Below are 18,706 nucleotides of genomic sequence, written 5' to 3' on the forward strand. Positions count from 1 at the left end.
TCGTTTGCGCCGCAGCGCCAAGCGGCAACTCGATTTTATGTACGAGCTCGGCGTAGAGTTCGGGCGGCCTGCCTGCGCGCCCTGGATCACTCCGGGCCGACTTGCTGCCGAAGATAGGCAATCCGCTGCTGGATCAGGACGCGATGGCGCAGCCATTCCGTCAGAGTCTGCTTCAGCGCCTCCACCAACCGTTCCGCCTGGCCCGCGTCGCAGCCGTCGGCACTGAGTTGACGGACCCGATCCTCCTGGTCGCGGATGCGCTGCGAACCCTCCTCGATATCCCGATCGGCCTTGATCAGATGGCGGCGCTCGGTATCGAGCTGCTCGGTCCATTCGGCGAGGGAGATGGTCATGGCGACACCCTCAAGCCTTCCGCTTGCGAAACCGGAGGATCGAGCGATTTTAGCACAACGCGCCGGATCATGTCGGCATATTCGCGATATTCGGCAGCCCGCGTCCCGTACATCTCGGCGACCGCAGGCCGGCCGCTGCGCCGGCCGTCGGTCGCCATGCGCTGCACCAACTCAGCCCGCTCCTCGATGATGCGCAGCGCGACCCGCAGGGCTTCATCCACCCGCCCCTCCTGCTCTTTTGCGAGGATGTCGCCGGTGAAGGCGTGACCGACCTGGCAACGGAAGCGCATCGGACGCGCTTCCTTGATCTCGGACAGCACGCCCCCGCAGGCCGGACAGGTCAGCGCAACCGGATCAGCCACGGAGAGGAGATTGTCACTGCCGATCCGTTCGCCGGCCGCGATCTCGACCTCGAGCCGGATCTCCGGCGGGATCGGCAGCGCGGCGCCGGCAGTCTCCCTGGCGAGATCGGACAGGACATCACCCATTCCGGCGCCGGGGACGCAAAGATCGATGATGGTCGCCTCCAGGGCGCTCCTTGGCATTTCATCGGCGATGGCGTCCGAGGGGTCCTGAACCACCGAGATCCCTCCGCAACGCTTGATGGCGTTGAGACCGGCCGCACCGTCGGACAGCAGCCCGCTGAGGAGCACGCCGATCACGCGCGGGCCGTAATTGATGGCGGCCGAACGAAACAATGCGTCGATGGCCGGCCGGACCATGTTCTCGCGCGGACCGCGCCCGAGGAACACGCGATCCTCGGACAGCAGCAGATGATGGTCCGGCGCGGCCAGATAAACCTGGCTGGGCTCTATCTTCATGCCGTTTTCGGCCTGCCGGACCGGAAGCGGCCCCGCGCTGCTGGCCACTGTCGAGAGAATGCCGATGCCCTGCGCGGGGATGTGCAGGACGATGAACACCGCCGCGGGCAGATCGGGCGGCAGACGGCCCAGGATCTGCTTCAGCGGTGCGGTCGCGCCGGCCGAGCCACCTATGACGATGATGTCGCGGTTGCTCATGGAACCCACTTTCTTCTGTAGCGTTTGTACCAAGGCGGGTCACCGCCCTATGTTCCTAGGACGGGAAAGGAAGGCATGGGAGGCACCATGGCGATCTCGCCCACGTGGTCACATCCGCTGTCGCCGCTCAGCGGGCGGCGGATCTTCGTTGTCGAGGACGAATATTTTCTCGCCGATGACATTGGCAGGGCATGTCGCGCGCTCGGCGCAGATGTCGCGGGCCCGGTGGGTGATCTCGACGACGCCCTCAGAATCCTGCACGATGGCAGCATCCTCGATGCCGCCGTGCTCGACGTGAACATCCGCAGTGAGATGATCTTTCCGGTGGCCCGTGAACTGAAGGCAAGGAACGTACCCTTCGTCTTCACGACCGGATACGACAAGGTCGCCATCAGTCCGGAATTCCACGACGTGCCGATCCTGGAAAAACCGATTGATCTGCCGGCGATGGCACAGAGGCTGGCCGCGCTCATCGCCGATCCGCACGGTTGAGCCGAACGGCGATCAGAACAGATGCGCTAAAGCGAGCCAGCCGCTCACCGCCAGGCACAGAAGGACCGCAGCATAAGGCAGCATGACGCGCAAGACATGACCCCTTCCCGCCGTCAGCCCATCATCATCCAGACGATTGCGCCCAACATCACGAGGAAACCCGTGATTGCCGTTGCGACAAAAGCCTGTTCGACGCGATCCATCGCCACCACAGCCCCTCTTTCCAGCCGAACCAGTCTGACGGCTCGAGAAGCTTTGCGCATTAGGTTATGTGAATCGGCGTTCTCCTTTGTCGGTCCGCGGGATTGGCCGCGCCGCTCAGCGCAGATTGCGACCGTATCGTTCTACGACTTCGCCGTGCCCGGCTCGGCCATCTTGCGATGCTGCTTGGCCAACATCTCATTCGGTGTGACGTTGGCGACCGTGGTCTGGATCTTGTTCTTCAGTCCGGTCACGATGTCGGACTCGCCGGCCAACATGGCGTCGAAGCCGGCCTTCGCGACCTCCGCCGCGTCGTCCTTCTTCTCGGTGCCGACCTTGGTGTCCATCATGTCGGCGCGGTGGAAGAACTCCGTTTCCGTGGCACCCGGCATCAGGCAGGTGACGGTGACGCCGCTGTCGCGAAGCTCCTCGCGCAGTGCAAATGAGAATGAATCGAGGAAGGCCTTGCTGGCGTTGTAGACCGCCTGAAAACTGCCCGGCGTGAATCCGGCGATCGAGCCCGTGATCAGGATGCGCCCCGAGTTGCGGCGAAGCATCTCGTTGCCGGCCCGATGGATCAGATACAGCGTGCCGGTGATGTTGGTGTCGACGAGGTGTTTGACCCTGGCAAAATCCTGATCGAGGAACGCCTTGCCAAGGCCGACACCGGCATTGGCCAGCAGCGCGCCGATCGGCCGGTCGCCGACCGCGGCGCAGAGCTTGTCGACACCTTCAGTGGTGGCGAGATCGGCCTCGACCGCCTCGACGCTGACGCCGAGCTTGCGGAGATCGACGGCCACTCTCTCGATCTCGGGCTCGTCCGCCGCGATGACAAGGTTGAAACCGGCTTGGGCACAGCATCTGGCGAGTTCCAGGCCAATACCGGTGGAGGCGCCGGTGACGACGGCGAACTGCTTGGCGGACATGAGCGTATCCTTGCGATGGCGTTGATGACGCTCCAATGGCTGCGACCGCCTCTCGTTCCTATCCAAGCCAAACCTCTAGTCAAAGCATGTGCGGTGCGACGATTTTCCAAGTGCAATAGCAACCATCGTTCGTTGTTCGACTTGGATGCCTCGTAGCTCGCGGGAGGACAGAGATGAAGGCGCTGGTTTGGCACGGCAAGGAAGACATCCGCTGCGACACCGTCACCGATCCCGAGATTCAGGACCCGCGCGATGCCATCATTAAAGTCACGAGCTGCGCCATCTGCGGCTCAGACCTGCACCTCTTTCACAACTACATTCCCGGCATGCTGCCCGGGGACATCATGGGCCACGAGACCATGGGCGAAGTGGTGGAAGTCGGCTCGGGCGTCGACGGCAAGCTGAAGAAGGGCGACCGCATCGTCGTCCCCTTCACGATCATTTGCGGCGAATGCGACCAGTGCAAGCGCGGTAATTTCTCGGTCTGCGAGACCACCAACCGCAAGCGTCACCTCGCCGAAAAAGCGTTCGGTCATTCCTGCGCCGGCCTGTTCGGCTATACGCATCTGACCGGCGGCTACCCCGGGGGCCAGGCCGAATATCTGCGCGTGCCGTTTGCCGACGCCACCCACATCAAGGTGCCCGCCAGCATTCCCGACGAACAATTGCTGTTTCTCAGCGACATCTTCCCGACCGGCTGGCAGGCTGCGGTGCAATGCGACATCGAGCCGACCGATACGGTCGCGATCTGGGGCTGCGGTCCCGTGGGGCAGATGGCGATCCGCAGCGCCGTCCTGCTCGGCGCCAATCAGGTAATCGCGATCGACTGCCTTCCCGAACGGCTCAGCATGGCCGAAGCCGGCGGCGCCACCACCATCGACTTCGAGAGCGAGAGCGTTCTGGAGCGGCTCAAGGAGCTCACCGACGGCAGAGGCCCCGAAAAATGCATCGATTGCGTCGGGATGGAGTCACACGTGATGGCCTCGCTGCCCGACACGCTGCTCGACCGCGCCAAGCAGATGGTGATGGTGGAGAGCGACCGGCCGCATGTGCTGCGCGAGATGATCTATGTCTGCCGGCCCGGCGGCATCATTTCGGTGCCGGGCGTGTACAGCGGATTCTCCGACATGCTTCCGATGGGCGCCTTCATGAACAAGGGCCTGACGATGCGCACCGGCCAGACCCACGTCAACCGCTGGACCGACGACCTGCTCCACCGCATCGAGGAAGGCCAGATCGATCCGTCCTTCGTCATCACCCACACCGTGCCGCTCAGCCAAGGCCCCGAGATGTACCAGGTGTTTCGCGACAAGCGGGACTCCTGCATCAAGGTCGTGCTGAGGCCCTGAGGAGCTAGATCAATGTTTCATTTCTCCAACATCGTGCGTACCAGGGGCGACCCGAAACTCGTCGCGGGCGGGCCGAGCCTGAAGCGGCCCGAAGACCAGCTTGCCCGTGCGCTGGGCTGGTTCAGCATCGGTCTCGGGGTCGTGGAATTGTTCGCGCCGAGGCGGGTCACGGAAACGCTGGGCATGGAAGGCCATGAGACGCTGGTCCGCGCCTTCGGTGTGCGTGAGATCATGGCGGGAATCACGTCGCTCTCGGTCGAAAAGAACGCCGGCCTGTGGGCCCGCGTCGGCGGCGACGGCCTCGATGCCGCCGCGCTGCTCTCGGGGCTGACCCCGGACAATCCCAAAAAGGGCAATATCGTGCTGGCACTGCTGATGGTCGGCGGCATCGCGATGCTCGACTATCGCGCCGCTCAGGACACCAGGCCGCGGCGGCCAACGCGCGATGCACGGCGCAAGCTGTATCCGAACCGCAGCGGCTTTCCCAAAGGCATCGAGAGCGTCAGAACCGCTGCAAAGCAGATCGCAGCGCACGCCGCGGGACGGACCTGAGGAAGCACGCCAAGGTGATACAGGGCAATGAGCGACGAGTCCCGTGACGAAGGCCCGTGGTGGGAATCCGCCGTCATCTACGAAATCGCACTGATCTCGTTCCAGGACTCGGACGGCGACGGCAAGGGCGATCTCGCCGGCCTGATATCGCGCATCGATTATCTGAAATGGCTCGGCGTCGACGCGGTTTGGCTGACGCCGATCTACAAGAGCCCCTTCCGCGACCTCGGCTACGACATCTCCGACTACTGCTCCATCGACCCTGCCTTCGGCGGCCTCGAGGTGTTCGACCGCCTGCTCAAGGCCCTGCACGCGGCGGATATCCGCCTGATCCTCGATCTCGTGCCCAATCACACTGCGAACGATCACGCATGGTTTGTCGAGAGCAGCAGCTCACGAAACAGTGCGAAGGCCGATTGGTACATCTGGGCCGACGCGGCCGAGAATGGCGGTCCGCCCAACAACTGGCTGAGCCGTTTCGGTGGCAGCGGCTGGGAATGGTGCGAGGCGCGGCGGCAATATTATTATCATTCCTTCCTGGTCGAGCAGCCCGATCTGAACTGGCGCAACCCGCAGCTGCGCGCCGCGATCGCCGATGTCATGCGCTTCTGGCTCGATCGCGGCGTGGACGGCTTTCGCGTCGATGCCAGCGCGGTTCTGATCAAGGACGAGCTCCTGCGCGACAATCCGCAGAACCCGCAAGCGAAGGGCAAGCCGCCGCCGCAGCGCCAGACGGCCGTGTTTACCGACGACCGGCCGGAGACGATGGGTTGCATCGAATTCATCCGCGAGGTGATCGACGGCTATCCGGACGAATGTTGTGCGGCGAAGTCCAGGGCAAGATCGACCGCATCGGTCACTTCTACAGCAACGATCGGCCGCGCCTGCATCTGCCGCTCAATTTCGCGCTGCTCGACGCACCCTGGGATGCGTTGTCGCTGCAAGCGGCGATCGACGCGTATTTCAACGCCATCCCGGATCATGCATGGCCGGTCTGGGTGATCGGTGGTCACGACAAGCAACGGATCGCGAGCAAAATCGGCGACGCGCAGATGCGGGTTCTGGCGATGCTGCTGATGACGCTGCGGGGAACGCCGTTCTTCTTCATGGGCGACGAGATCGGCCGCAAGCGCGTTCCCGTTCCGCCCGACCGCGTCCGCGATCCCTTCGAGAAGCTCGTGCCGGGGTATGGCCTTTGCCGCGATCCCGAACGCGCTCCGATGCGTTGGGACGACAGCACCAACGGCGGCTTTACAACCGGCGATCCATGGCTGCCGCTGGAGCCGCCCGACGGCGCGGCCAACGTGGCCACGCAGCAGCGCGACCCGCGTTTGATCCTGGCACTGTTTCGCGCACTGATGACGCTACGGCGCGAGCATGCCTGCCTGCGCCACGGCGATTACGAGCCGCTACGCTCACAGAACGACGTTCTTGCCTACCGCCGGACGGTTGGCGGCAGCGGCATTCTGGTCGCGCTCAACATCGCCGCCGAGCCGCGGAAATGGCACTGGCAAGGTTGCGGCCGTCTGCTGATGTCGACGCATCTGGACCGGCCGTCCGAGCCGTTGCCGGACGCCTCCATCCTGCTTCGCGGCAATGAAGGCGTGATCGTCGCACGCGAGGCAAGATGACGGCCGAGGAACCATCCGCGCCTCAGAGAGTCTCTTCACGCTTCCGGCGTCCCCCTGCCGGAGACTGAATAGACGAACCCGCGGCCCCGGCGCTCACCCCTTTCAAGCGCCGGGGTAGCGGCGTGAGCTTGGAGGCAGATCTATTGGAGGCAGCTCATGGGCAAGACGACGGGTCTTGAACAACGCATCGGCGGCAAGACAAGGCAGGCAATCGGCGAGATCATCGGGGACCAGGACCTCCACGATGACGGCAAGGCGCAAGCGCAGCGCGGCCGCGACGATCAGGACAAGCCGGGCGAGCCCGATCCACTGAAAAAGCTCAAGCAGCGGACGTGAACGCGGAGCCGCGACTGGCGCTTTCAAATGCAGCGTGGCGCACTGACGGAAGCGTGCCTCGAGCCGCCAAGAGACGGCGCCGTTCGCGCTGGATCGCCGCTGCCGAGCTGGGCCTGATCAGCAGCACCTTCTCGACCATCGTCAGCCAGCTCTTCGCCGCGCGGATCGGGCGCGATGCCGCCGTCGACTGGATGACGGTCGCCTCCATTCCCGCGCGCGATTGGGCGGTCAGCGCAGAGCCGTCGTGGAGCGCGATCCTTGCCGGGATCGCCTTTCACCAATGGGCGGACTTTTCGTGGGCGCTGGTCTTCTTCGGCGTGCTCGGGCGCTGGACCGCCGACCTGCGGCCGCTCACGATCCTGCTGCTCGCGCTGCCCTGGGCCGTGTTCTCTTCAAGCATGGAATGGTTCGTGCTGGTGCCGCTGTTTCCGTTCTGGCAGCCGCTGTTCACGCTGCAGCAGCCCTACTGGATCGGCCTGCTCGTCCATAGCTCCTCGGCCGTGATGTACCCCCTGTTCGCCCGGCTGCGCTGGACGCGGGGCGCAGCACCCGAGCGCGATGTTCGCTTCACCAGTGCCTGGACCACCGGCGCGCTGGCCGTGATGATGCTGCTCGGGGTGGTCGCGTTGTTCGGCAGCCATGGTTACGAGCCGCCGTGGATGGGCCGCGACAGGGACGCGGACCAGACCTACATCCGTCATATGACCGCGCATCACGCCCAGGGCATCGAGCTGGCGCGCATCGGCGCGGAGCGCGCGCAGGACCCGCATCTGCGCAAGCTGGCGATGCTGATGGTCGCGAGCCAGTCCGGCGAGAACCGGATTTTCGAGACCTGGTGGCTGAGCTGGTTCGACACCGAGATGCCCGACTGCAACACGGAAGAACGTGCCGCGATGCCGGGCTTCCTGACACAGGCCGCGATGCGACAGGTCAAGACCGCGCCGGCGGACCAATTCGACACGGTGTTCGTCGAGACGATGAGCAAGCATCACGCCGGCGCGGTCAGGATGGCCGACCAGATGTGGCATAGCGGCGGCGATCTGCGCCTGCGCGTCATGGCCCACGCCATCCGCCACGAACAGCAGGGCGAGATCGCACTGATGCACGGCGCCAGCGGCATCGCCGCCGTCGCCACGGCCTTCCGCAACATGCTCGGCGACAACGTCAATTGAGCGGACCGCCCCCTACTCCCGCCAGAACTCCGCCAATTCCTCGGCGGTCATCAGATCGACCTGGCCGTGAAAGCGGGTGCGGTACATCGTCATGAGCGCATCGTGGCCGACATCGGAGGAGCTGCACAGCGCATCCTCGATGATGACGACCCTGAAGCCGAGATCGACGGCGCTCAGGACCGTCGAGAGCACGCAGACGTCGGTCTCTGCGCCCGTGATCACGACCGTGCCGACGTTCTTCTCGATGAGCAGGCTGGTGAGGCCGGGATTGCTGAACGCGGAATAGGCCGGCTTGTCGATGACAGCAGCGGGCGGAACGAAGCGGCTCAGAGCAGGCACCAGTTCGAGACCGGATGGCGGCAAATGCCTGCGGGTCGCCTCGCGCCAATGACGAAAATAGCTCTGCCATTGTCCGGGGCGATCTTCCGGATCCTCCGGCGTGATGAATCGCGTGAAGATCGTTCTGGCCTGATGACGCGAAACGATCGAGGCGATCGTCGGCAAAACTCTCGCTATCCAGGGCGTCGCCCAGAGGCCGCCCGGAGCGAAAATGTTCTGCATGTCGATGCAGAGATGAACGGCATCGCTGATGTCGGCAACCTCCGACGCGCTGTCTCTCATCGTCCTCCACCGTCGAACCATAGCCACGCGCCGGCAGCCGGCATTTGCCCGGCGACCTCACCGACTGCAATGCGATTCCGACGGTCATCGTTCCCCATCACCGGAGGGCGCGATCCAGTTGCACCGCCGAATCGAACAATCCCGGCGCCCGTGGAATGAGGGACGATCGTCGGTTTCAATCGGGATTGTGCATGGGATCCGGCTCACGCCAGGAAGGCGGCATTCGGGCCCTGCGCGGCAGCGGAGCAGTCACGTTCCCGGGCAACATCAATTAAACTGAGGGATTTCAAGGCCGAGGCGGCTTTGTGGTGCGCTCGGAGGGCGCCTCGGTTCCATTTAATATCAAGAGCTTGGCGGGTCCAGCGAAACGTAAGGTGCCTTTCAGGCCTAAAAGTGCATTTCAGAGAGGCGCACACAATGTCCAACCACACCCTCGGCGACGCGCCCATCAAGTTAGCCGTCCCTCTTGTAAGCAAAATAGAATTATGCGCATTTATGCGCATAATTTTATTTTGGGCAAACAGAGAGCCAAAATGGTAAACCGACTGAAATTTCACCGGATTCAGAATGCTAAAACGCAAGCCGACGCTGCTAAGGCGGCGGGCGTGACTCAGCCAACCTATCAACGCTGGGAAACTGACCGTGCGGAGGTGCCGAAAACCGCGCTGGCAAAGCTGGCAAAATACTTCAAAGCAACACCGGCAGAACTGCTCGGCACGCACCCACCTGTGGAGGCGGCGTTCTATAACGATAGTGCGCCGCTTGAGCTGCAGTACTACGGCGAGATCGCAGTGCATTTTAAGAGCGCCAGCGAACCCTTGGTGCTGTCGATCTCAGAAGCCGTCCGCGCATCGGCCTATTCACAGCTACATGAGAACCGTCGGTTCATCACGTTCAAGGACTTAGGCAACCGCAGCGTGGCGATCCGGCGCGAGGCAATTTCCGAGTTCTATTTTTCCAGCGAAGCCTATGACTGGTACGGGCCGGAAGAAGAACATGACAGCTACAAGCTGGGCACGCCGATCCAGATGCCCGACACGCGCGATTGGGATATCATCGAGGCGATCTATGGCGAGGAAATTGGGGCCGGTGATTCCACATCAGATCATCCTAAGGAGCAAGTCGAGCGCGTCCGTGGGGCGGTCATGATCACCGATGAACAGTGGGACAAGCTGGTCGCTGATGGACGCGTCAAGCCGGAGGAACTCGAGACCGAGAAGGCCGCGCGAGCGGCGGACACCGCCGAAATTCTCGCCTTGGCCCACACCGTGACGATCCAGCTTTCGAACGGCAAGCGCCGGGAGATTGAATACGTCGATTGCAACCTGTTCGAATGCTGGGAGCGGTTTGAGGACGAACACCATCCCTACAGCGATCCGGAGCCCGGTCTGATCCGTCTGCCATATGAGGGCTATCACCGAACGGTGTTCCTCGACCCGGAGGCATTGGATTACGTCTCGTTTCCGACGCACAAGGTGGAAGGTGATCGTATCGAAAGTTATGACGAAGGGCTGACGGATGACGACGAGACTGAGGCCGATGGTGACGACGCCAAGGTGATCAAGCTGCTGAAGGTCAAAAAGAAGTCGCCCGCTAAGAAAGGCCGCGCAAAATGAAGCCGAAGCAGAACACCTGCCCCCTCACTGATCGAGGCTGGCTTCTATTATGAGAAGGACAACAACCCCGGCTGGCTCCGTCGCGTTATCGATTTCCGTGGTCACGAAGGCAGAGTTTGCTGTGTTGACTTCACGAGTGTCGGTCAGTGCGACATTTCTTCTCTGAGCCGTTGGGCACAGCGACGGCTTACTCGTGAAGGAGCGATGGCGGAATTTCCTTATGAAGTCGGGAAACTGGAAAACGCGTTCTGCGATGCATTAGTGACTTGGCAAGAGCAGGCGGAGCGAATGATCACCGAATTGAACAAGACATTCCCCGGCGTGACCCGCGAACAGATTGGTGAGGAGGCTCCCAGCTTGCACCAAGCATCCAATTGACGGTGGGTGTTGCAGACACTCCTCTGGCTGTCCCAGATCCTATCTTCAATTGAAAACATGCGACCAGTTCCTGCGTCCGACACCCTTCTCTCCAGGCTTCCCCTTGGCAGACGCCTTGAAGGTGGGGCAGCAAAGCGCTATGTTAGACAAAACTCATTTTTGTCTAACATACGGGCGAAATCCATGGCAAAGGCATCAGCGAACAAGCCCACACTGCTCCGGGCGAAACGGAGGAGAGCTGCATCCAAGGGCAGCTCGGTGCTGGTAAAGACCTTTAAGCGTGAGCTTGCGACCAGCGGGCTTGTCGTGAGCAAGGCACGATTTGAAGCGGTCATGCTGGCGGCGGAACAATCTGGCCTTCTGAGCGAAAAAGGCAGCCGTATCGGTGGCCGGGTGAGTCCGGCCTTGGTCCGGCAGGCCAAGCGCCAGACGGGCATCGAGACGGATACGGACTTGATCGAGTTTGCGTTGGCGACGGTTGCACTTGAGGACAATTTCGCGGGCGCGTTCAAGGAGTCTCGAGGCACGGCCGATCCAACGTTGAAGCTCGGTTTCTAAGGTGGCGGAATTCGACTTTGACGCGGCGCGACGTTGGGCGCGGTTCGATCCAGCAAACACGCTGGCACGGCGCAGCGACGATGAACTTCCATTCGTCAGCGCCAGCCTGATCGCCGGACAGGGACTACTGCTCGATACCTGTGTCTATATCGATCAAATGCAAGATCGTTCGCCTCAGGTCCTGGACGACCTGATCGCGCAGCGACAAGTCAACCATTCGACTGTCGCGATCCAGGAGTTGATGCACACGGTCGGCGTGCTAAATCCGTCCGACGTGCGAACCGCATCTGTCGTCGATGTGATCGGGAAGCAGATCAAAGCGATGCCGCCACACCGGATCTTTGCGCCGGACATAGAGGTGCTGGGACGAGCCGCGCTGCTATCAGGGATCCTCTGCCGCCTCCAGGGATATGAAAAGGACAGCAAGTTGCGCGCGCTTCAGGACTGCGTGCTCTTCCTGCAGGCACAAAAGCTCGGCGTCGTTGTCCTGACTGCAAATGTCGGCGACTATGATATTCTATGCCAGCTCATACCAACCGGACGCGTGCTATTCTATCGTTCGAAATGAACCCCATTGATGCTTAAAAAATTTGACGACATTTCTCTTGCCGACCTCCAAGCCCTGGTTGAGGCCAGAATCCCAAAGGCCGTCGCTTAGAGTTCAAGTCAGGCTTTGGTGAATGAAAGTACGAACCCATCTATCTCTACGATGGGCTACGCTACTGTCCTTTCGTAAGCAGATGGTGGTTTTCCTTCGCAAGATTTTGGCTCAAACAGAGCTGACCACCACAAAAGCGAACGCTGGAAGCACGTCGGAGAGACGCTGATGGAAAAGTTCAGAGCATAGATACATTGCGAGTAACAATGCGGGAGTAGAAATCGCGAAAATAGTTTTTATATCAATGACTTATGATTTTGGTGCGCTCGGAGGGACTCGAACCCCCACGATTTTACTCACTGCCACCTCAAGGCAGCGCGTCTACCAATTCCGCCACGAGCGCTTTTGGGGATGCCGGCTTGAGGCTTGAAGGCCAACCGGATCAACGGCGCCGATCTAACAAATCCATCAGGGGGGTACAAGCCTCCAAAGGCCCTGAATTCCACAAGCTTTGCAGGAAAGTTCCGGTCGCTTGACCTGGGAGAGCCCTTTACCGCGTGGCCCGGCCCGCTACCGCGTGCCCGGCGTGCGCGGCAGCATCTGCTTGACCTCGACCGCGATCCGGTTGCGATCGACCAGCACGACGCCGGAGGCGACCGGCAAATTATTGGCCAAAACCTTGACCTCGTCGGCCTCGGTTGCGTCCAGCTCGATGATGGCACCGCGGGAAAGACGTAATACTTGATGGATCGGCATAGTGGTCGTCCCGAGGACGACCATGAGATCCACGGTGACTTTGTCGAGAGTAGGCACTTCAGCACCACCGCAACTTGGGACTCGGACTAGGGACTTGGCATTTGCGCCTGGGATCATCACCCGGTTATGGTTAGCCAATGGTTAATTCACCCAAAAACCACCGCCAAAATCAACGTCAAGACCTCGATTTGGCGTCGTTCTCCGCCGTAGAGGGCGAACCCGTGGAGTGGCGGATTTCGGACGCGCCCGTGCCCTATCCGGAGGCCGTGACCGAAATGGAGGCGCGCGTCGCGGCGATCGCGGCCGGTGACGCCCCGGAGCTGGTCTGGCTACTCGAACATCCCCCGCTCTACACCTCCGGCACCTCGGGCAAGGCCACCGACCTGCTCGATGCGCGATTCCCGACCTTTGCCACCGGGCGCGGCGGGCAGCTCACCTATCACGGGCCCGGCCAGCGGGTGGCGTATGTCATGCTCGACCTCAAGCGCCGGCGGCCGGACGTGCGGGCCTATGTCGCGAGCCTGGAGGAGTTGATTCTGCGCACGCTCGCCGCCTTCAACATCCGCGGCGAACGGCGGGAGGACCGGGTCGGCGTCTGGGTGAAGCGGCCCGACAAGGGACCCGAGCACGAGGACAAGATCGCGGCGATCGGCGTCCGGCTGAAGCGCTGGGTCTCGTTCCACGGCATCGCCATCAATGTCGAGCCGGAGCTGGAGCATTTCGCCGGCATCGTGCCCTGCGGCGTCGCCGATCCCCGCTACGGCGTTACCTCGCTGGTCGATCTCGGCCAGCTCGTGACGATGGCCGATATCGACGTCGCACTCCGGCAGGCCTTTGAGGAGCTGTTCGGGCCGACCCGGGCGCTGCTGCCGGAAGTCGTCTGACGTTTTCTGGAGAGCGCCCCGCCTCTCTCGTTCTCCGCCGACACGGAATCGGCTACGCTTGACCCCGGTGTCGCCCACGCCTCCCCCCTCCGCCGGGAAAGTAGAGACCATGCCGGGCGAATTGATCGTCGGACCGACTGTTCGAGCGCCAGGCATAAGGAGGGGTTGCGATCATGCTCGTAATGGGAGGTTCTCACGATGGAGCTGTCTGCACCGATCTATCATCTGAAGCGGCGAGCGAAGCGCATGTCGCGCGAGGAAGGCATTCCGTTGCACGATGCGCTTGACCGCATCGCCGCGGCGGAAGGATTTTCCGCCTGGAGCATGCTCGCGGCGAAAGCTGCCGCGGCGACGCCGGCCAACAAGCTTTTCCCGCAATTTCAACCGGGCGATCTGGTGCTGGTCGGGGCGCGCCCCGGCCAGGGCAAGACCCTGATGAGCCTCGAACTTGCCGTGGAAGCGATGCGCTCGGGCCACCGCGCCGCGTTCTTCTCGCTCGAATACACCGAGAAAGACGTTCAGGATCGCTTTCGGGTGATCGGCGTGGACCCGGCGGAATTCGAAAAACTCTTCGAGGTCGATTGCTCCGATGCCATCAGCGCCGATTACATCGTCAAGCAGATGGCTGCAGCACCGCGCGGCACAGTCGTGGTGATCGACTATCTGCAACTGCTCGACCAGCGGCGGGAAAACCCCGACCTCACCGTTCAGGTGCGCGCGTTGAAATCATTCGCGCGCGACAAGGGATTGATCGTCGTCTTCGTCTCGCAGATCGATCGTTCCTATGATCCCTCGGTCAAGCCCTGCCCTGACCTTAGCGATGTCAGCCTGCCGAACCCGCTGGACCTCAAGCTGTTCGACAAGACCTGTTTCCTGAACAATTCCGAAGTCCAGTTTCGAATAGCGAGCTGACGATCCCTCGCAACCGGTTCAGGCCGCGGGTGAGATTGCGCACCCGCGACTTGCCGCCTCACGCCGCCTTCAGCGAAACCTCGAGCTTGCCGGCGATGTAGCGCCGCTCCTGGGTCAGGCCGCCAAAGCCGTAGGCGTCGGCCTTGACCTCGTCGACGTGCAGGTACGTCTCGGGATGCAGCGGCCCCAAAATCCCGGCCATGCGCTTGAACATCGCGGCGAGATAGGCGGCCTTCTCGTCCTTGGTATTGGTGCCTTCGCTGACGTGGATGTCAATCCAGTAGCTCGCAAGCTTTTGCTCCGCGAGCGACTTGCCGCCCGCAAACCAGTCGCTCGCATCGACCGATTTCACGATGATGGCAGTGACTTCAGGATCCTTGTGCAGGATTGTTGCGGTGAGTTCGGACACGGCGCTTGCGATGTCGGCCTTCAGCGAGGGCGACTGGTGCGAGGTGGTGTAGGACACGGTGATCAGCGGCATGGTTGTTCTCCTCAAGATGTCGCGCGGTTCGCGCGGCGTCGATGAAAGAAATAGACCTCCCGCCGCCATTTTTGTATGTTATCGCCATTGATAGCAGTGATAACCAATCATAATGACAGCAACACTCGACATCGCCACGGTCCGGGCCTTCCTGCTGGTCGCCGACCTCCAGAGCTTTACCCGCACCGCCGAGGCGCTCGGCACGACACAGGCGGCGGTCAGCCTGAAGCTGCAACGGCTGGAAACATTGCTCGGAAAGCGCCTCGTCGAGCGCTCGCCGCGCGCGGTCCGGCTCACGGCAGACGGCGCGACGTTCCTCGATCGCGCCCGCGCGCTGATTGCGGCGCATGACAGCGCGCTGTCGGGTGAGGCCCCAGTGGCGCAGTCGCTCTCGCTCGGCATCTCCGATCATGCTGCAGGCCCGGAACTGGTGCCGCTGCTCGAACGGCTGCATGCGATGTCCTCAAACCTTGCGCTCGCCGTCACCATTGGCTTCTCGCGCGAGATGCAGGACGCCTATGACGCGGGCGAGCTCGATGCGGTGATCGTCCGCCAGGAAGGCAGCCGCCGCGGCGGCGAGAAGCTGGCCGAGGACGAATTCGGCTGGTTCGCGTCAAGGCGCTTCACCTTGCCCAAGGGCGAAGCGCTGCCGCTCGCAACGCTCGCCCCGCCCTGCGGCGTCCGCGCCATCGCGGTGCGCGCGCTCGACAAGGCCGGCCTCGTCTGGCGTGAGCGTTTTGTCGGCGGCGGCGTCACGGCGGTGGTTGCAGCTGCCCTTGCCGGGCTTGCAATCGCACCACTGGCGCGGCGGATCGCGCCTCCCGGATTGGTCGATGTCGGATCCGCCTACAAGCTGCCGAAACTCGGCAGTTCGAAGGTGATGCTGCATTCGAAGGTCAGCGATCCAGCGAAACTGGCGGCGCTGCGTGCGGTGGCAGCGACGTTCCGGAGTGCGGTAGCGGTCTGACGCCGCACGGCTTTACGCCTCGAATGCGCCGCGAGCGCCTGCCAGCTTGCGTCCTGCATACCGGCCCGCGATATTGCTTAAAAATGTTCCAAGCTCGGGGAACCATCCGCCATCTGTGGCGTTTGCTCCCGTCGAGTCGGGGTCCGGAATGATCGAAAAGTTAAATCAGCAGAGAGACTTGTTCGAGAGCGAACGCAGTTTCCGCCTGTTGGTTGAGGGAGTTGCGGACTACGCCCTCTACATGCTGGATCCCACCGGGATCATCACCAGCTGGAACATCGGAGGCGAGCGCATCAAGGGCTATTCTCCCGGGGAGATCCTCGGCCAGCACTTCTCCCGTTTCTACACCGAGAGCGACCGCGCCAACGGCAAGCCCGCCCGTGCCCTCGGCACTGCACGGGAAAAGGGCCGCTACGAGGAGGAAGGCTGGCGCGTCCGCAAGGACGGCACCTTCTTCTGGGCGAGCATCGTGATCGATCCGATCTACGAGGACGGCGACCTGGTCGGCTTCGCCAAGATCACGCGCGACATCACCGAGCGGCGCAATACCCAGATCAAGCTCGAGGCCATGCAGAAGCAGCTCGCCGAGTCCCAGAAGTTCGATGCGCTCGGCCAGCTCACCGGCGGGGTCGCTCACGACTTCAACAATCTCCTGATGATCATCAGCGGCAGCCTCCACATGCTGAAGCGAGGAGCCGACGACGAGGCCAAGATTCAGCGCGCGATCTCGGCCATCGAGACTGCCACCAAGCGCGGCGCGGCGCTGACCAACCAGCTCCTCACCTTCGCACGGCGGCAGAGCGTCAATCCGCAGGCGATCGACTTCGTCGACCGCATCACGGCGATCCGCGAGGTGCTCGATGCCGGCGTCGGTAGCTCCGTGCGCCTGGCCTTCGACGTCAGCGGCGACGTCTGGCCGATCAGGACCGACGTCTCCGAGCTCGAGACCGCGCTGCTCAACCTCGTCATCAATGCCCGCGACGCGATGCCCGACGGGGGCACGGTGACGATCGCTGCGCGCAATGCGGTGCTCGACGAGGCGCCCCTCGCCGGCGAATTCGTCGCGATCGACGTCACCGATACCGGGCTCGGCATTCCCTCCGACGTTCTCGACAAGATCTTCGAGCCGTTCTTCACGACCAAGCCGATCGGCAAGGGCACCGGCCTCGGCCTCTCCCAGGTGCACGGCTTTGCCCATCAGGCCGGCGGCACGGTGCGCGTCGTGAGCACGCTCTGCAAGGGCACGACCTTCACCATCCTCTTGCCGCGCGGAGAAGAAGCGCCATCGCGCGAGGCGGCGGGAGAACCTGCGTTCCACGGCAGCGGCACGGTGCTGCTGGTCGAGGACAATCCGGACGTCGCCACCGTCAGCATCGGACTTCTGGAGCAGCTCGGCTATCAGGTGCACCGGGTTGCGGACGCCGAATCCGCACTTCGCGAGATCGAGAAGAACGGCGTCGATTTCGTATTCTCGGACATCGTCATGCCCGGCAAGATGGACGGGCTCAGCCTCGCCCATCACCTTCGCCAGATCCGTCCCGGCCTGCCGATCCTGCTTGCCACCGGCTACAGCGACGTCGCCGCCGGGGTGCGCGGCGATTTCCCGATCCTGCGCAAGCCCTACGAGATCCACGAATTGAGCGAAGCGATCGCCAAGCTGCCGCGGTGAGGTTGCTTCTTCGTCTTCCCGCGTGCGGGAAGAGGGAGTACCGGCCTACACCGTCGGCAACACCGAAAACGCCTCGCCTGCCCGGCGCAGGTTCAGCTCGTCGACATCGGCCGTCTCGCTGGTGACGCTGTCCACGCGCGAGGACGGCGGGCCGTGGCGGCACAGCGCGACCATGTCGGCGACGTGCTTTGGCGATCCCACGAACAGCGCCTCGACGCTGCCGTCGCGGCGATTGCGGACCCAGCCTTCGAGACCGCACGCCGTCGCCTGGTACTCGACCCAGGCCCGATAACCGACGCCCTGCACGCGGCCGCGGATCATGACCTGGAGGATTGCCCGGCTCACTTTTTCGGTCCGAGAAAGTCTGCGCTGCGCGCTTTCGCATCGGCTTCACGCATGACGCGGCTGGTCAAGTCCGACGCTGGCAGGCCTTTGAGATTCTTCGGCGCGGTGCCGTCGCGCAGCGCCTTCTGCGTCTCGTACACCGCCTGGGTCGCCGCTGCGATCGGCGCGTGGCCCTGAAGCGCGATGCGCACGCGCTGGCTCCTGAGATAATCGATCGCGTTCAGTTCGTCCGGCGCACCGCCGAGGACGATCGGCAAGTGCGTGGCGGACGCGACCGCCTCGAGCTCGGCGCGCGACTTGATGCCGGTGAAAAACAGCGCATCGACGCCGGTGGATTCATAGGCCCTGGCGCGGCGGATCGCATCCTCGATCGAGCTGACCGAGGCAGCCCCCGTGCGACCCATGATGACGAGTGAAGGATCGCTGCGGGCGTCAAGCGCGGCCTTCATCTTGCCGACGCCCTCCTCCAGCGAGATCAGCTGGGTCTTTGCCTCGCCGAAGCCGGCCGGCAGCAGCGTGTCCTCGATGGTGAGGCCGGCGGCGCCCGCCGTCTCCAGCTCCTGCACCGTGCGACGCACATTGAGCGCATTGCCATAGCCGTGATCGGCATCGACCAGTACCGGAAGAGTTGCCGCGCGCGACATCCGCCGCATCTGCTCGGCAAGCTCGGTGAGCGTGATCAGCGTAATGTCGGGGTCGCCGAGCACAGCGAGCGAAGCCACCGAGCCGCCGAACATGCCGAGCGGGAAACCGAGATCCTCGGCGATGCGGATCGAGATGGCGTCGTAGACCGAGCCGGGATGGACGCAAGTCCCGCCCGACAGGATCGATCGCAGTTTTTCGCGGCGGGAACGAAAGGCCATGGTTGCCTCACTCTCAATTCCTCATCC

General features: G+C 62.9%; 21 protein-coding genes, 1 tRNA gene and 1 pseudogene. 14 read left to right on the top strand and 9 right to left on the bottom strand.

Annotated features, from left to right (window positions below):
• Positions 1–86: 86 nt before the first annotated feature.
• A complete protein-coding gene (locus tag IVA74_RS05870; RefSeq protein WP_247340732.1) occupies positions 87–353 on the bottom strand; it encodes a hypothetical protein in 267 nt (88 codons plus the stop codon).
• A complete protein-coding gene (locus tag IVA74_RS05875; RefSeq protein ID WP_247340734.1) occupies positions 350–1,372 on the bottom strand; it encodes a chemotaxis protein CheB in 1,023 nt (340 codons plus the stop codon). Before IVA74_RS05875 ends, IVA74_RS05870 begins: the two co-directional genes overlap by 4 nt.
• Positions 1,373–1,459: 87 nt before the next feature.
• On the opposite strand from IVA74_RS05875, the gene IVA74_RS05880 reads away from it, so the two are divergent.
• Entirely contained in the window at positions 1,460–1,864 is a 405-nt protein-coding gene (locus IVA74_RS05880; protein ID WP_247340736.1) for a response regulator, read from the top strand.
• 344 nt (positions 1,865–2,208) lie between these two features.
• Here IVA74_RS05880 and IVA74_RS05885 read toward each other — a convergent pair whose 3' ends face one another.
• Positions 2,209–2,991: an SDR family NAD(P)-dependent oxidoreductase gene (locus IVA74_RS05885; RefSeq protein WP_247340738.1), complete on the bottom strand. Its 783-nt coding sequence runs from the start codon at positions 2,989–2,991 to the stop codon at positions 2,209–2,211.
• Between the two features lie 173 nt (positions 2,992–3,164).
• On the opposite strand from IVA74_RS05885, the gene IVA74_RS05890 reads away from it, so the two are divergent.
• The 5 genes and pseudogenes from IVA74_RS05890 (at position 3,165) to IVA74_RS05910 (ending at position 8,031) form a co-directional block, all read left to right on the top strand.
• On the top strand, positions 3,165–4,340 hold the full coding sequence (locus IVA74_RS05890) for a zinc-dependent alcohol dehydrogenase (protein ID WP_247340739.1): 1,176 nt from the start codon (positions 3,165–3,167) through the stop codon (positions 4,338–4,340).
• Between the two features lie 12 nt (positions 4,341–4,352).
• Positions 4,353–4,892 (top strand): hypothetical protein, encoded by a 540-nt coding sequence (locus tag IVA74_RS05895; protein WP_247340740.1) that lies wholly within the window; start codon positions 4,353–4,355, stop codon positions 4,890–4,892.
• Positions 4,893–4,919: 27 nt separating this feature from the next.
• Positions 4,920–6,523, top strand: a pseudogene (locus IVA74_RS05900) (alpha-amylase family glycosyl hydrolase).
• A gap of 156 nt (positions 6,524–6,679) precedes the next feature.
• Positions 6,680–6,859: a CsbD family protein gene (locus tag IVA74_RS05905; protein WP_247340741.1), complete on the top strand. Its 180-nt coding sequence runs from the start codon at positions 6,680–6,682 to the stop codon at positions 6,857–6,859.
• A gap of 53 nt (positions 6,860–6,912) precedes the next feature.
• Positions 6,913–8,031 carry a DUF305 domain-containing protein gene (locus tag IVA74_RS05910; RefSeq protein ID WP_247340742.1) on the top strand — a complete coding sequence of 373 codons (1,119 nt, stop codon included), beginning with the start codon at positions 6,913–6,915 and terminating at the stop codon, positions 8,029–8,031.
• A gap of 12 nt (positions 8,032–8,043) precedes the next feature.
• On the opposite strand, the gene IVA74_RS05915 is transcribed toward IVA74_RS05910, so the two are convergent.
• Positions 8,044–8,652, bottom strand: a complete 609-nt coding sequence (locus tag IVA74_RS05915) for a cysteine hydrolase (RefSeq protein WP_247340743.1) — start codon at positions 8,650–8,652, stop codon at positions 8,044–8,046.
• A gap of 533 nt (positions 8,653–9,185) precedes the next feature.
• Here IVA74_RS05915 and IVA74_RS05920 point away from each other — a divergent pair.
• The 4 genes from IVA74_RS05920 (at position 9,186) to IVA74_RS05935 (ending at position 11,772) form a co-directional block, all read left to right on the top strand.
• Positions 9,186–10,268, top strand: coding sequence for a helix-turn-helix transcriptional regulator (locus IVA74_RS05920; protein ID WP_247340744.1), 1,083 nt, complete (start codon positions 9,186–9,188; stop codon positions 10,266–10,268).
• Between the two features lie 204 nt (positions 10,269–10,472).
• Positions 10,473–10,646: a hypothetical protein gene (locus IVA74_RS05925; protein WP_247340745.1), complete on the top strand. Its 174-nt coding sequence runs from the start codon at positions 10,473–10,475 to the stop codon at positions 10,644–10,646.
• 183 nt (positions 10,647–10,829) lie between these two features.
• A complete protein-coding gene (locus IVA74_RS05930) occupies positions 10,830–11,204 on the top strand; it encodes a hypothetical protein (RefSeq protein WP_247340747.1) in 375 nt (124 codons plus the stop codon).
• 1 nt (position 11,205) lies between these two features.
• Positions 11,206–11,772, top strand: a complete 567-nt coding sequence (locus IVA74_RS05935) for a DNA-binding protein (protein WP_247340749.1) — start codon at positions 11,206–11,208, stop codon at positions 11,770–11,772.
• A 348-nt stretch (positions 11,773–12,120) separates the two neighbouring features.
• Here IVA74_RS05935 and IVA74_RS05940 read toward each other — a convergent pair.
• Positions 12,121–12,205: transfer RNA gene (locus IVA74_RS05940), tRNA-Leu, on the bottom strand.
• A 167-nt stretch (positions 12,206–12,372) separates the two neighbouring features.
• A complete protein-coding gene (locus IVA74_RS05945) occupies positions 12,373–12,615 on the bottom strand; it encodes a FliM/FliN family flagellar motor switch protein (RefSeq protein ID WP_011088012.1) in 243 nt (80 codons plus the stop codon).
• Between the two features lie 80 nt (positions 12,616–12,695).
• Between IVA74_RS05945 and lipB the strand changes: the two genes are divergently transcribed.
• Both lipB and IVA74_RS05955 read left to right on the top strand, forming a co-directional pair.
• Complete coding sequence (gene lipB / locus IVA74_RS05950) at positions 12,696–13,442, top strand: lipoyl(octanoyl) transferase LipB (RefSeq protein WP_247340752.1); 747 nt, start codon at positions 12,696–12,698, stop codon at positions 13,440–13,442.
• A gap of 198 nt (positions 13,443–13,640) precedes the next feature.
• Positions 13,641–14,354 (top strand): DNA helicase, encoded by a 714-nt coding sequence (locus IVA74_RS05955; RefSeq protein ID WP_247340754.1) that lies wholly within the window; start codon positions 13,641–13,643, stop codon positions 14,352–14,354.
• Positions 14,355–14,412: 58 nt separating this feature from the next.
• Here IVA74_RS05955 and IVA74_RS05960 read toward each other — a convergent pair whose 3' ends face one another.
• A complete protein-coding gene (locus IVA74_RS05960; RefSeq protein ID WP_247340756.1) occupies positions 14,413–14,835 on the bottom strand; it encodes a 4-oxalocrotonate tautomerase family protein in 423 nt (140 codons plus the stop codon).
• Positions 14,836–14,947: 112 nt separating this feature from the next.
• Here IVA74_RS05960 and IVA74_RS05965 point away from each other — a divergent pair, with 112 nt between their 5' ends.
• Both IVA74_RS05965 and IVA74_RS05970 read left to right on the top strand, forming a co-directional pair.
• Positions 14,948–15,802, top strand: a complete 855-nt coding sequence (locus IVA74_RS05965; protein WP_247340758.1) for a LysR substrate-binding domain-containing protein — start codon at positions 14,948–14,950, stop codon at positions 15,800–15,802.
• Between the two features lie 148 nt (positions 15,803–15,950).
• Positions 15,951–17,471, top strand: a complete 1,521-nt coding sequence (locus tag IVA74_RS05970) for a PAS domain-containing sensor histidine kinase (RefSeq protein WP_247340760.1) — start codon at positions 15,951–15,953, stop codon at positions 17,469–17,471.
• Between the two features lie 45 nt (positions 17,472–17,516).
• Here IVA74_RS05970 and IVA74_RS05975 read toward each other — a convergent pair whose 3' ends face one another.
• A complete protein-coding gene (locus IVA74_RS05975) occupies positions 17,517–17,816 on the bottom strand; it encodes an acylphosphatase (protein WP_247340762.1) in 300 nt (99 codons plus the stop codon).
• Positions 17,813–18,679 (bottom strand): isocitrate lyase/PEP mutase family protein, encoded by an 867-nt coding sequence (locus IVA74_RS05980; RefSeq protein ID WP_247340763.1) that lies wholly within the window; start codon positions 18,677–18,679, stop codon positions 17,813–17,815. Before IVA74_RS05980 ends, IVA74_RS05975 begins: the two co-directional genes overlap by 4 nt.
• Positions 18,680–18,706 lie beyond the last annotated feature (27 nt).

Origin of the sequence: Bradyrhizobium sp. 132 (assembly GCF_023074185.1) — a bacterium.
Lineage (GTDB): Bacteria > Pseudomonadota > Alphaproteobacteria > Rhizobiales > Xanthobacteraceae > Bradyrhizobium.